18 protein-coding genes are annotated in these 12,884 nt (G+C 45.0%); 5 read left to right on the forward strand and 13 right to left on the reverse strand.

Annotation, left to right across the window (positions count from 1 at the left end):
* The first annotated feature begins 38 nt into the window (after positions 1–38).
* The gene (locus tag OB236_RS36970; protein ID WP_262688507.1) at positions 39–299 is read left to right on the forward strand and encodes a YpbS family protein; all 261 of its coding nucleotides are present in this window, start codon (positions 39–41) and stop codon (positions 297–299) included.
* A 5-nt stretch (positions 300–304) separates the two neighbouring features.
* Here OB236_RS36970 and OB236_RS36975 read toward each other — a convergent pair whose 3' ends face one another.
* Complete coding sequence (locus OB236_RS36975) at positions 305–934, reverse strand: NUDIX hydrolase (protein WP_262688508.1); 630 nt, start codon at positions 932–934, stop codon at positions 305–307.
* A 170-nt stretch (positions 935–1,104) separates the two neighbouring features.
* Here OB236_RS36975 and OB236_RS36980 point away from each other — a divergent pair, with 170 nt between their 5' ends.
* Positions 1,105–1,857, forward strand: coding sequence for a PAS domain S-box protein (locus tag OB236_RS36980; protein ID WP_262688509.1), 753 nt, complete (start codon positions 1,105–1,107; stop codon positions 1,855–1,857).
* Between the two features lie 516 nt (positions 1,858–2,373).
* Positions 2,374–2,682, forward strand: coding sequence for a hypothetical protein (locus tag OB236_RS36985; RefSeq protein ID WP_076228726.1), 309 nt, complete (start codon positions 2,374–2,376; stop codon positions 2,680–2,682).
* Between the two features lie 233 nt (positions 2,683–2,915).
* Here OB236_RS36985 and OB236_RS36990 read toward each other — a convergent pair whose 3' ends face one another.
* The 11 genes from OB236_RS36990 to OB236_RS37040 form a co-directional block, all read right to left on the reverse strand.
* The gene (locus OB236_RS36990; RefSeq protein WP_076228725.1) at positions 2,916–3,176 is read right to left on the reverse strand and encodes an HPr family phosphocarrier protein; all 261 of its coding nucleotides are present in this window, start codon (positions 3,174–3,176) and stop codon (positions 2,916–2,918) included.
* 192 nt (positions 3,177–3,368) lie between these two features.
* Positions 3,369–3,755 (reverse strand): ArsR/SmtB family transcription factor, encoded by a 387-nt coding sequence (locus tag OB236_RS36995; RefSeq protein WP_262688810.1) that lies wholly within the window; start codon positions 3,753–3,755, stop codon positions 3,369–3,371.
* A complete protein-coding gene (locus OB236_RS37000; RefSeq protein ID WP_262688510.1) occupies positions 3,742–4,164 on the reverse strand; it encodes an SRPBCC family protein in 423 nt (140 codons plus the stop codon). The genes OB236_RS36995 and OB236_RS37000 overlap by 14 nt, the downstream gene beginning before the upstream one ends.
* A gap of 104 nt (positions 4,165–4,268) precedes the next feature.
* Entirely contained in the window at positions 4,269–4,580 is a 312-nt protein-coding gene (locus OB236_RS37005; RefSeq protein WP_076228722.1) for a DMT family transporter, read from the reverse strand.
* On the reverse strand, positions 4,580–4,930 hold the full coding sequence (locus OB236_RS37010) for a DMT family transporter (RefSeq protein ID WP_262688511.1): 351 nt from the start codon (positions 4,928–4,930) through the stop codon (positions 4,580–4,582). Before OB236_RS37010 ends, OB236_RS37005 begins: the two co-directional genes overlap by 1 nt.
* A gap of 199 nt (positions 4,931–5,129) precedes the next feature.
* Complete coding sequence (locus OB236_RS37015) at positions 5,130–5,396, reverse strand: hypothetical protein (RefSeq protein WP_372237340.1); 267 nt, start codon at positions 5,394–5,396, stop codon at positions 5,130–5,132.
* A 59-nt stretch (positions 5,397–5,455) separates the two neighbouring features.
* Positions 5,456–6,337 carry a methyl-accepting chemotaxis protein gene (locus tag OB236_RS37020; protein WP_262688512.1) on the reverse strand — a complete coding sequence of 294 codons (882 nt, stop codon included), beginning with the start codon at positions 6,335–6,337 and terminating at the stop codon, positions 5,456–5,458.
* A 127-nt stretch (positions 6,338–6,464) separates the two neighbouring features.
* The gene (gene hprK / locus OB236_RS37025) at positions 6,465–7,373 is read right to left on the reverse strand and encodes an HPr(Ser) kinase/phosphatase (RefSeq protein WP_262688513.1); all 909 of its coding nucleotides are present in this window, start codon (positions 7,371–7,373) and stop codon (positions 6,465–6,467) included.
* A 71-nt stretch (positions 7,374–7,444) separates the two neighbouring features.
* Positions 7,445–8,761, reverse strand: coding sequence for a hypothetical protein (locus OB236_RS37030; protein ID WP_262688514.1), 1,317 nt, complete (start codon positions 8,759–8,761; stop codon positions 7,445–7,447).
* Positions 8,761–9,870, reverse strand: a complete 1,110-nt coding sequence (locus tag OB236_RS37035) for a DUF58 domain-containing protein (protein ID WP_262688515.1) — start codon at positions 9,868–9,870, stop codon at positions 8,761–8,763. Before OB236_RS37035 ends, OB236_RS37030 begins: the two co-directional genes overlap by 1 nt.
* Before the next feature lie 11 nt (positions 9,871–9,881).
* The gene (locus tag OB236_RS37040; RefSeq protein WP_262688516.1) at positions 9,882–10,844 is read right to left on the reverse strand and encodes an AAA family ATPase; all 963 of its coding nucleotides are present in this window, start codon (positions 10,842–10,844) and stop codon (positions 9,882–9,884) included.
* 267 nt (positions 10,845–11,111) lie between these two features.
* Between OB236_RS37040 and OB236_RS37045 the strand changes: the two genes are divergently transcribed.
* Both OB236_RS37045 and OB236_RS40285 read left to right on the forward strand, forming a co-directional pair.
* The gene (locus tag OB236_RS37045) at positions 11,112–11,363 is read left to right on the forward strand and encodes a DUF3997 domain-containing protein (RefSeq protein WP_262688517.1); all 252 of its coding nucleotides are present in this window, start codon (positions 11,112–11,114) and stop codon (positions 11,361–11,363) included.
* A gap of 38 nt (positions 11,364–11,401) precedes the next feature.
* Positions 11,402–11,557, forward strand: coding sequence for a DUF3997 domain-containing protein (locus OB236_RS40285; protein WP_408638570.1), 156 nt, complete (start codon positions 11,402–11,404; stop codon positions 11,555–11,557).
* A 65-nt stretch (positions 11,558–11,622) separates the two neighbouring features.
* On the opposite strand, the gene OB236_RS37050 is transcribed toward OB236_RS40285, so the two are convergent.
* Complete coding sequence (locus OB236_RS37050; protein WP_262688518.1) at positions 11,623–12,801, reverse strand: low temperature requirement protein A; 1,179 nt, start codon at positions 12,799–12,801, stop codon at positions 11,623–11,625.
* Between the last annotated feature and the right edge of the window lie 83 nt (positions 12,802–12,884).

Consider the following 12,884-nt stretch of genomic DNA (forward strand, 5'->3'; position numbering starts at 1 on the left):
TAATATCATGTCCGACAAGGATTAAGGAGCTGCCCATCATGAGTGTTCACGAAGCCATTACTTCCCATACCCAAAAAATGCACGCGCACCTGGAGGTTTTCCAAGTGCTGGACCTTAAGCGTGAACAAGCCATTGATCAAGCAGTCGCCCAATACGCAGCAGGTGAAGCGTTCACTGTTGACGAGATCAATCGATACGCTGTCGCTATTAATGAGCATGCCAAGCACGGCATCTCACCAACACGGACTTACATTACCAAAGACATGCTTATCGAATATGTGCAGCGAAGCAGACGTTAGTCTGCCTATCGCTGTAGCCCAAAACCCTTTAGCACCATTTCGTAATAATCCGCAGGATGCGGAACAAATTCGTCACATGTAAAGCTGCGGCTGACAACTCGCAGAGCTCCTGATTCATCAGGCTCAACACCAACAGCTTCAATGGTATCCTGACTGATTATTCCGTGGACAAGCCGCAGCACATCATGAATGAATACCCGATACAATCCCGTCACTTCATCCCCCTGAAGTCTATACGTAGTCAGTGCCTGATTCGTTCGAAGCCCATACACATGACAAAACTCCCTATCTATTAATTCAGGTTTAATACATTTATCACTACGATATATACCACACGATATCAGTTGATCGAACGGTACACCCAGACCTAGCTCCTCCTCCAGCTCCCGATTTCCGTCTTCCACACGTTCACCTGCCTGGAGATGACCGGCACAAGAAATATCCAGCATCCCCGGATACGTATCCTTGTCAGGATGCCGTCTTTGGAACAACAGTGCTGGACCGTCCTCTGAATCTGTTAATATCCAGCATTGAAATGTCTGATGCCATAGACCCTCCCTATGTACTTCTTGTCGAGACGCTGTTCCGATCCAATTCATCTTATTATCATAAATATCAAACCGTTCCTCTTCCATATCCCACCTCTTTTTTCTTATTGCCCTTAAACTCAAAGAATTCAACGAATAGTATAAAAAGTGATTCATATGAGAAAGAATAGGTTAATTATACAGGAAAATGATCTGCAAAAACGATAATGCTGCGCTACTTCACAATTACCTTGACTTACATAGGAGGCTAACTTAGAATGCGTTCACTTAACGAGCAATTCGCCAATGCCACTGAGGGCATGTTTTATACTTTTGAAGAAAAGGGTACATCCAAATTTATTGAGGTCAATAATGCATTCACCAAGCTTCTTGGTATTCCAAAATCCCGAATATTGAGCATGGAGCTTAACGATATTTTCGCGCCGGAATCTTTAAAAAAAATGCCACAAAAACAATTACGCCTGAATCAAAAAGGGTATTTGTACGCGGAAGAAACCCTGTGCGGAGATAACGGAGATAAGCTGACTGTCGAAATTCACAGTAGTAAAATTCGATGGGAGCAAAAGGACCTATACTTCCATGTCGTCAAAGAGATTTCCGAGAAAAAATGGCTTACCAGCCAAATTCGCAACAAGCCTGTCGTTGCCTCCGGTCTATTGACTGAGGATCTGGACATCACCGAAATAACTAACCATTATGAGCCATTGCCTTTTATCGAGCCCGCTCAAGGATTTGGTGGAATCTCCTTGCTTACCTTTATTGAGCAAACAGATTGCTTGAAGGTCAAACGATGCATTTCCAAGGTACTGGAATACCGTCAGGAAAAGCAGGTTACTTTTCAAACAGGAAGCTCCTATGCTGCAGATAGCATCAAACTGCGTGCGTTCTTTAAGCCTATTTTCAATGGCAACAATGAGCTTATTAAAATTGCTTTTGTACTATGTAGAGCCGATGGCGTAGAACAAGTAAGTGAAATGCCTATCTCACCCTTGCTTTTAGCATGTTTGTAGAATTTTCAAAATTAACTTGCAATTTGAACTGATAGATGGTATAGTTTATCATTGTATCAATGAATGCACCCCCATCTAGCTTTTCCTCGGTTCACTTATTGTTTCTCTACTCATAAAAATCATTCAAATTCCAACAACCCTAAGAATTTGTAACTGTGTTAACTGATTCACACTGGCGCGGTCTAGGAGCCGCAAGGATGAAAGAGAGGTAGGGCTTTCATTGTTTTAGAACACCTTGTTTTTATGTTTGACCGTAGTAGGCTGCATGACCTATTGATACACTCCAGAAGAGCTCTTTTATTCATTATGGCAAACCTTTGGCTGCAAGTAAGCTGCGTTGGAGCTCTTCTGTTTTATTTTCTTCTATTTTGTACCCAATTATTTACATAGTAGGACTAATATATCTGAAAATTCATATAAATCTTTCATGGCTTGTCACCTATTGACGATTTATGTTTAAAGGGATACAGTGTAATAAGGTAATTTTTTACACTACATATATAAGAGGTGGATGAAATGAATCAAGAAATTCCTTTAAACAAACCTGCGAATGGTTATCAGGATTCGTATGGACCCCAGGCACCGGTAGTACCCGTCAAAGAATGGATTATTGCACTAATTATTTCAGCTATTCCTATTGTCAACATTGTGATGTGGTTTGTATGGGCATTTGGCGGTAACGCGAATCCTAACAAACAAAGCTTTTTTAAAGCTTATCTACTGCTAGCCGCTATTGTTTTCGTTATCTACGCAGTGATTGCTGTCATCATTATAGCTACTGGTGTTACTGCTGGCTTAAATTCAGGAGTTTTTAGCGATATTTAAATCATTTAAACAAACGTATGAAGAGACTTACTCAATAAACGGGCGCAAGCCCGTTTTTGCGCGTTCAGACGCCTCCGGGACGGTAATCAATGAACATATCTGCTCTCCTGTAATGCTTTCACCATAAAGAAAAAAGGCACAGTCTTCTCATTGGTCGTGAGTGACAGTGCCTTTCTCATAGCAAAAGAACTTTTCAGCGGTCTTGGTTTGGCTTGGGCTTCCTCAGGTGGAACCTAAGGAGTATTATTCTCCAGCAAGCTGCTCATTGCATCAATGGCCTCCTGCTCATCCCTTCCTTTGGTTTGAATCGTAATTCGGGTACCTGTACGCATGGGGATCAGCAGCATTCCCAGAATGCTTTTTGCATCTAAATTTATGTTTTCCCGCTCAAACTTGATCGTGATATCCGAACGGTACGTGCTCGCTTTCTGGGCTACCATTTGTAAATATTGAGGCTGCATGTCGTGAGTAATTTCGATATCATGAACTCTCATTAAGACTCCTCCGTTCAAAGGTCTGCGTTGTTTAGTAGGTTCAATCATTATTGACTCCATATTACAACACAATTCCCGTTATGAGAAGTACATGCAATCGTTTTCATTGAATTTCATTGAATGCCTATAAGAGCGATGACTCAAAACAAAAAAACACCAACCCAGCAAAGCTTGCGGGCTTGGTGTCAGTGTTCAATATTCTTGCTTAGGACGAATAGATGGACTATTATCAACCTGATCCTGATTATCCGACTCAACGTAGTGCTTGAGTATTGCCAATTTATTTTCCCAATGCCGTTCATAGAAGGACAGCCAGCTCTTTAATTCAACTAAAGGCTCCGAAACAAGCTGATACCTTGTCTCTCGTCCAACCTTTCTTTCCCGGACAAGCCCTGCTTCTGCCAAAATTCGCAGATGTTTTGACACCGCTGTTCGGCTGATTGGAAAATGTCCACTTATGACTGTCACAGACAGCTCCTGGTCGACAAGCAATTGCAGCAAACTGCGCCGGGTAGGATCTGCTATCGCTTGAAACACATCATGCTTCGGTGAAACGATCGCATGATCAGGCTTCGACATAGGTGGCCAGTGATTTGGCAAGCCCAACCCAGCCTTGGGCCATATTGTCTCGAATCATCGTGTGAGATAACCCGAACTCTGTAACTTTCTCAGCATCCCAGCCGGAATGCGTCAGAGTAAATTCTGTTTTATCGTCGAGCTCCAACAGTTCAAACCTGATAGTCCAGTCTTTCCCCCATTGAAAAGCAAGACTATGAGGTGGTTCAACCTCAGTCACTTTACAAGGTGACATCCCGAATGGCCCCGCATTCACCAGAAATTCGTGTCCAGCAACTGGCTGAAAATCATTGGGCATGAACCATGCAGCAATGCCTTCTGAGGTCGCTACAGCACTCCATACTTTTTGAATAGGCGCATTAAAAACCATTTTTTGAACGATATCCGGTAATGATTGAAGTTTGTCTTCCATTTCAATAACCTCCATGTCAATGTTTAAAAGAATACGAAACTATTTGGTTTCGTATCATTATATGACACCTTAAGGTTTCATGTCAACTGCTTGGCCATCTATGATTATCCGATTAATTTTAACCCTACAGCCGAACACAGAATCATCGCAATGAACAAGAGTCGCCGCCATTCCTTCGGTTCTCCGTACATAAACATCCCTACTAACGCGGCACCAATCGTGCCAATTCCAGTCCAAACCCCGTAAGCAGTTCCCATAGGAATAGTTTTCATTGCATAAGATAAGAGCACAAAGCCAATACCAAAGGTAATGATCAGATATAAGGCCGCATCCCACTTCTTCATGGCCAAACGTTTAAGATTGATAACTCCAAGCACTTCAAGACATCCTGCTGCAACTAGTGCTAACCAAGGCATTACTGGCTCCCCCTCTCTGCTTCAGTTCCGGTTTCTTCTGTGGTGACGATCTTCAAGCCAATAACTCCGGCTAACAGTACTGCAATAAGCATAATCTTGGCTACGTTGAATGGTTCACCAAATATAAGCATCTCTACCAATACAGTACCACTGGTGCCAATACCGGCAAATACAGCATAAACCGTACCAACTGGCAAACGTCTTGCTGCCAAAATAATAACCAGAAAACTTATCACGATAGCTACCGCAGTAGCTGTCCATTCCAAAGCCGTTTCTGAATGCTTAAGGCCCGTTACCCATACGATTTCCAATATGCCTGAAAGCACCACATAAATCCAATAACGGTTCATATCTCAACCTCTCCTTCTTACGTCATCATCCTACCTAACGTTAATTAGTTTATAATATCACACATCTCAAGTTAATTGTCAATGCTCCAGCACAAGCTTTTCGTAGCTTTATATAATTCCAAGATTAGTGCTTGGAGAGTCCAACCCAAAAAGCCCGCAGTGTTTGCGGACTGGACTTGTGACACTATGGACTTCAGTTTTATGCTTCTTTTTGCAGCTTGCTTTTCGCTGCTTCGATTAATTGATCGTAAATATCATCATCTTCCAATAATTCCTCTACCGCTTCAATATCTTCCTCGCCACCAGGCTCGTTCAGGAAGTTCAAGCTATAGCTCCACTCTTTGCCTTTTTTGCTAAAAAGCATGATTTCATAGGGCTGCTTGTGATTCTCGACTGCAAAAGCAACCTTGCCTACATGTCCATCTTCTTTGCTATAAACCATACTTGCTTCCAATATTTCAACCAAGAGTATCATCCTTCTTTGTTTGTGATTCATTTAATCGTAACACATTACTGTAGGAAGAGCTATGTTAGTGTACTGGCGATAGCGGAAAGCCGCACGGCTAATCCGGCCATTGTATCGACAGAGGCAACCATTTGATTCGTAGCATCAGCTTGTTCATTGATTCGCTGTGCACTATTTTCGGATGAGCTTGTGATTTTATCCATATTGAGGACGATCTGTTCCGTTAAATCGGCGATTTTCTCGGCATTTTCCTTGGACTGGGCAGACAGCTTGCGAATCTCCTCGGCAATCACGCCAAAACCTCGACCATGTTCACCACTTCTAGCCGCTTCAATCGCTGCATTTAAACCGAGAATATGCGTCTGCGTTGCAACATTGCGTATGAACTCCAACATGACTCCGATATCTTTGGAAATAACCTGAACCTCTTTGATCTGTTGGGCAAGCTGTCTTTCGTTCGTATCGATCTCCCCGGCAGAAGCTGCGATATGCACAATGCTGCCCGACAAGCCCTGCGCGTTCTCGTGCAGCAACTTGGACACCTCTTGCAAATCGTTCCCGATCTGCTTAGCCAGCTCATTGTTCGTACTGCGAATCCGGCTGGATAAGCCCTTCATGACGCGCCAAGCCAGAACGATGTCTTCCTTCATCAGCTTGCGGAACGAATCCTCACTAAGCATGACAAGCTCGCTGGCTTGATCCACGATCGCAGTACCACTGCGCGGCATACCTTCGAGTAAAGACATTTCGCCAAAAAAGTCGCCTTGTCGAAGCCTTGCTACCGGGATGCTGCTGCCATTTTGCTCAAGAAAAATGTTGACTGATCCCTTAAGCACTACGTACATGTCCTCACCAGCATCACCGGAACGGAAAATAACCTCACCTGATTGCTTTGTAATAACCTGGCCCGCTTCTTTTAACAGCTGCTCATTCATTTCCATAGTTATCTACCTCTACCTCTACCTCAATGGTTTGTCTTTGTAGGTACCACTCCTTCTTACATATTCTATGAATATTCGACCAATTCCTTTATTGCCGTTGTGTAAATGTTTTGTTCAGTTACTACCCTTATTCATGCTCTAAGCGTTTCATAAAATCCTCTACAGCACTGTAACCCTGCTGACGCAAATACCAGTTGTTCGCTGCAGCTTCAATGAGCCCAGCCACATCACGCCCCGGCTGCAGCTGGATTTCGATATGGGGAATGCGTACGTCCATATACTCGGTAAATTTCTGTTCAAGCTCTAGCTCATTATTAAGCCGATGATCCTCCCATTTGGTCAGCTCGATATCCAGCACGATCCGGGTTTCATCCTGAAAGGCTCTGCGCCCATACAGACGGGAAACATTCACAAGACCAACACTGCGCAGCGCCAGGAATTCCTTGGTTTTGCCATTATGTGTGCCTACAATCGTCTCGGAGCTGATCTTGCGCAATACCACGATATCATCTGCTACTAGCCGATGCCCACGATGGATTAGAGTATGGGCCGTCTCGCTTTTGCCGACTCCTGACTTGCCGCGGAGCAGAATACCGATTCCAGACACGTTGACGCAAACGCCATGAATCGCGATCTCGGCTGCCAAGGCCTTGGCCAAATACGTATCCATCAGATCCACAAATTTATAGGTCGGCTCAGGGGTACGAAGTAACGGTATGCCCTCTTCCTCGCAGTATTTTTTTAAATATTTCAACCCTTCCTGATTACGTGTGACCACGAAGCACGGTGGATGATATTTAACCACATTTCCAATCCTTAAGTTCCGTTCTTCTTCACTTAGCGTGTGCAAATAATTGATTTCTTTCCTACCTAACACCTGAACGTGTGCATGAGAGAAAAAGTCAAAATAGCCAACAAACTCGAGACCCGGTCGATGAGTCTTGGGCTTGGAAATCATACGCTGCAGCTGACCATGGCCGGCTAGTACTTCCATAGAAAAACGGTTTAACAAATCCTGTACAGTGACGGTTTTCATTGTAGCTACACTCCCCTTAACGAATTATTCGATACTTGTTTCTATCTATATGAGTCTTACTTGGCATAAGGTCATTTGGTTTCAACAATCTTTTTCATTGCTTCAATATCAGCGTCCTGAAGAGCTTTGTCACTGTAGCGCGCTTGTTCGTATACGACTACAATCGGACCGGATGAGGTTGAGGATTGCCTCTTTCCCCAGCGCTGAATATCGTGACTGATTTCCTCCGGAGTCAAATGCTTCTGAAGCTTGTAGCCTTCCTTAGTATGCTTGAGAAGCCATTCACGGTACAAATATCGGGCACGCTCGCGATTATCCATCGCTGCCCACTTCCCTTTAGGATGAAACTGTCCTTGGAGCCACTGCTTGATATTGCCGGTTAGGCTGTTGTTCAAGCTTTTCCAATCCATCAGACTTTCGACGTCATCCTCATATCCGGTATCTTGCTGTTGCATTCCCCTTTGACCCAATCGGAGCATCAGCCATTGAACAAGTCGCTTGATCAACGGAGGAAGTTTTTTGGCTGCTACATATAGCAGGACGAGCACCCCAACAATAAGCGCTGCCCCCACGATGATCATCAGAGCCTTTTCGAGCCATTGCAGCCAGGCGGCAGGAGGAGGTGTTTCTCCAAGATTCATAGAAGGCGGCGGTGCCACCTCATTATTGACGGGAGGCGGCTCGTTGGATTGACTAAATAATTGCTGAAGCCAAGCAATTATTTGATCTCTTAGCCATAGCAGAGCGGCTTGCAGCTTTCGTATAAACACAATAAGGACGACGATGACTAAAACCAGCACGATCAGAACACGATTTTGCAGCAGTATCCCAGCAGCAAGTACGGGCTCTTTGCTGCCGGATAACGTTTCCTGCTTCATCATGGTCTGATTGGTCATCAGAAAAGTGATCGCCAATGCCAATAACCCAAAGCCTGTCACAATGGACAAATAGGGCTCAAACGATGGTACAAACTGGAGCACAACGGATGATATAAAATAGATGACCAGACCAACAGCATATAACGTAACAGGAAACATCATACTCCACGGAATGGTAACCATGCGCGCGCCGCGGTACATACATACAGCTGCGATGGGCAGCGTAATAAAAATAGCATAGGTAGATCCAGACACGATGTAAGCTGCTATGGCTCCGAGACAGATAACCATCGCCAGCATCGCAAACATTTTACCGATATTCAGAAGCTGGTTCACTGCGAACCCGACAGCATAACAAACGGGCAGTGTAATCAGCCACAGCCATAGGCTGACATTCTCAGGAAACAAGTACACACCTGTCACCAGCAGCAAAGGAATAACCATGAGCAGTTCTGTACTGCCTCTAAGAGCGGCCAGTCCGATGCCAGTCCATCGCGTATGGGTATTCATCAGACGACACCTGCCTCTTCCTTAGGTGCTGATTCCTTATTGAGCATCAGCAGCTCTACAGCATTCCCGCTGCGGCGAAGCTGTTCAATGGGCTGAATCATTTTCTCGCTCATATAAGCTGAAATGACGACAATGTCCAAATTGGTAGCTCCTTGCTCCGCAACCTCCTGAAGTAAATCATCAAACGGGATTCGTCGTCCTGCAACGAGCTTGGCCATTGTTTCTAATAAAAAGGTCATCTGCGCAGGCCCGTTTCTTGCTTCAATATATACGGGATCTCTTGGTAAATCAATCAGATGCGCATTGGTACCGAAGCCTGTTTCCATCCCCTGATCAATAGCCTGGGCAGCAATGGCCGCAGCGTAGGAAATGCCCTGCTCGAACAGCTCCTCATCGTTGACCTGACTCCACATTTTGGCATGATCCTCGACATTCAGCAATATCATCAGACGATGATCGGCGGTATAGTCCAACTGATGCACCTGCAGGCTCCCACTGCGGGCTGTAGCCTTCCAGTTCACACCTTTTAAGGGATCACCGTAGCGATACTCCCGTGCACCCGAAATCATAAAAGGGTCCTCTACAATCCAGCGGCGAACACTGATATCACCCTGCCAGCTGTGTGAAGGCAGACTGAGCACATCCAGATCAGCCAGCTTCGGATAGACGAGCAGCTCCACATTCAGCGCAAGCTTAATCGTATTCCGATACACACCCAGCAAGTCACCACATGTCATAGATGCTGTATTCAGACGGTAGCAGCCCCGCTTCTTACATACAATCCGATGTCGTCTCGTAATCTGCGTAAAGGGCATCAAGCTGAACAGGCTTTTGTGATTCTGAAACATCGTACCGTCACTAATATCCAAATTACTCTGGTTTTGAAATTTCAAACCCGCATGAATCAACGATTCAAGTCTGAGCCAGGGTACTGGCACCCAATTCCGATTGGCAATTCGCTCCACCAGTTCAACCTCTTCACCCTCAAAGCAGGCCTGGGTACCAAAAAAACGCTCGTATTTGAGCCCCTTCTGACCCCAGTAGCGGAACACAAGTCCCTGCGTGACAACGATGATAAGAGCCGTTAATATAAACCAATGGATTCCCATACAACCACATCCTATCCGGAAATCAGGCTATCTTCAGTAGGCACGGGTACATCCCGCAAAATAGCGGCAACAATGGCTTCACTCGCCTCGGTGCGGGAACGGAGCGATCCCTTCACGATCAGTCGATGAGCAAGCACAGGCTCTGCCATCGCTTTAATATCATCAGGCGTAACGAAATCCCGACCTTTCAGTATCGCCTGCACCTGCGCAGCTTTAAGTAAAGCTTGGCTCCCGCGCGGACTGACTCCGGTTGAAACTTCACTATGAGTCCGGGTCTTCTCCACAATAGCTATCAGATAGGCCAGTATATCATCACTCACCTTCACTTGGGAATAGCTGTCCTGCGCGGCGACAATTTCTTCTGCATCGGCCACACCAAGGATGGCAACGAGCGGATTGGCTTCTTTAAAGCGTTTCAGGATTTGGATGCCTTCTGCAGCATTGGGATATCCCATCTTGATCTTGAACAGGAAGCGGTCAAGCTGGGCCTCTGGAAGCGGAAAGGTTCCCTGATTTTCGACCGGATTTTGTGTTGCGATAACAAAAAAAGGTCGCGTAAGCGTTCTTGTTTCACCATCTATGCTCACTTGTCTTTCCTCCATGCACTCCAGCAGAGAGGACTGGGTTCGTGGTGTCGCACGATTAATTTCATCAGCCAGCAGCACATGAGTGAACAGGGGCCCTGGCCGGAATTCGAATTCAGACAGCTTTTGATTGAAAAAATGGATACCGCTTAAATCCGACGGCAGTAAATCGGGAGTAAATTGTATTCTTTTAAAGCTGGCCCGAACCGACTTTGCCATCGCTTTGGCCAGCAGCGTTTTGCCTGTTCCCGGCACATCCTCCAACAGCACATGCCCCGATGCTATGATGGCAATGAGCAGCTTATCAATGACATCCTCTTTTCCGACAACCACCCGATTGACATTATCTCTGATGCTCTGGGCCAAGCTTCTAATTTGCGTAAGCTGCATACAAATAACCTCCATCGATAATTAAGCATGAATGAATCCTTTGTAATCGTTTGCATTTTAAATGTACCATAAGCGCCGCTGGTGTGCACCTTCCTCGTTTATTGCCACATGCTTTTTATAATGAATGTCCACTCAGCATAAATAATCCTTTAACCGTATCCTGTTATGGACAGTCATTTTACATTATAATACAATTATTAATGCTTCATAAATTGTAGATAAGCGAAGATCGTGACAAGAAGGATGGGGAGGGTAATTGGTGGTTTAATGAAGATACCTTTGAAGATTAAGCAAATGTTCATAAGTATAACGATCCTGCCATTTTTTATCGTGTCTGGATGTGCTGGATTAGGGGATTATGATGTGCAGCTCCCCAATAAGCTCACTGTAATTCGAAGCTCTGCCCACCAGGTTACAATTTCTCCCCAGATAACCGAGTCGAGCTGGGGCGCTCCTTTAATTCCGACAAAAGTTGTCGAGGTCGGATGGGATGAGAAGTATATCCTAGCCAAACAGTAGGATTAAAAAATGATCCAAAGAGCACAAATGGGTATCAGATTCCAGATGATTTAAAAGTGAGTTACTGGATCATTGAATCGATCACTAAGAAAGTATTTGGCCCCATGGATGAAAGAGAATTTAACATAAAGAAAAAAGAGTTAAAAATTTCTGACGATGTGAAACTAAAGGATGTGCAAAGTTACAGGTCATGAGAAGCGGCAATAGCAGTGAGCTACAATGGAGCAATCATTGAATCAGGAACTGTTGCTCACTTGAACTACACTGCTGCCCGCCTTCTTTTGAAAATCAACCTTTCCGATACGCCCACAACTACCAGCAGGACAGTAACAAGTAAACCCAGAACAAGGGGAGACAAACTGTGAGCCACGAATATGCATAGAAGTAAGGCTACCGTACCTAATATGTAGGGTAAGCAATACTTTCCGGTTACCTCACGCTTAAACAGGGTATTGCCAATCAAATAGATCGCTGGACCGCCAACAATCGCACAGATCGTTTTCGTGTCCATATGCCCTAAGGGATGTGCCAGAACAAGCTCATCACCAACCGCTGTTACAATAATTCCAGCGGCAATCGGTAAATGCAGGTAGGTATAAGCGAGGCGCGCCAACCGCCCCGGATCGTTGGAATGTGTAATCTTGTGGTGGCCCGAGTGTGCGCTTGAATCAAAATAAATCCACCACATCGCTACACTGCCAACAAAGGTAATCATGAATGAAAACAAGTTGACAGAGGTCCAGGGCAACGTGCTGAAGGTCGAACCGGTTACCAGAATCGACTCACCCAAGGCTATAATGACAAACAATCCACACCGTTCGGCAAAATGAGCCCCCTCTACCTTCCATACACTTGTTGGTGTACAACCAAGCCTCGGCACCCAAAAACCTACAGACGGTGACATGTACTCAAGCACCAACGCCAATATCCATAACATATACCGAAGCATCTGGCTTTCCACGATACCTCCGGCTATCCAGAAAACACCGGAGACAATAAGCCATACCAGAATCCTGACAAAGCTAAGACGCAAATCCTGATGATCCTTCCCCACTCCCCAAACCATAAATGCAGTTCGTCCAACCTGGATAAACACATAAGCGATAGCAAAGGTCAGTGCCCTTTCCCCAAAAGCGTCAGGTATCGAAGTTGATAAAATCAAACCTGTTAGCATCAGACCAATGAGCGCAATCCTCACCGGCAGCTTCTCCGGGTCCAGCCAATTCGTGACCCATGAGGTGAATATCCATACCCACCACACCGCCATCAGCAAAAATAAGGTATGCAGTGCCCCGATTAAACTAAAATGCTCCAGCAAATAATGTGACAGCTGCGTAACGGCAAATACAAAGACCAGGTCAAAAAACAATTCAATAAACGTAACCTTGCCGTTTTCATGGCCGGATCCGCCTCTCATAAGACTCAACGATTTCACCATTATTTAACTCCCTATTATATCGAATAGAAATCCACTACCTATCTCTTATGCCATAATAAAAGATTTATTGGTAACAATCAATT

It is taken from the genome of Paenibacillus baimaensis (assembly GCF_025567575.1).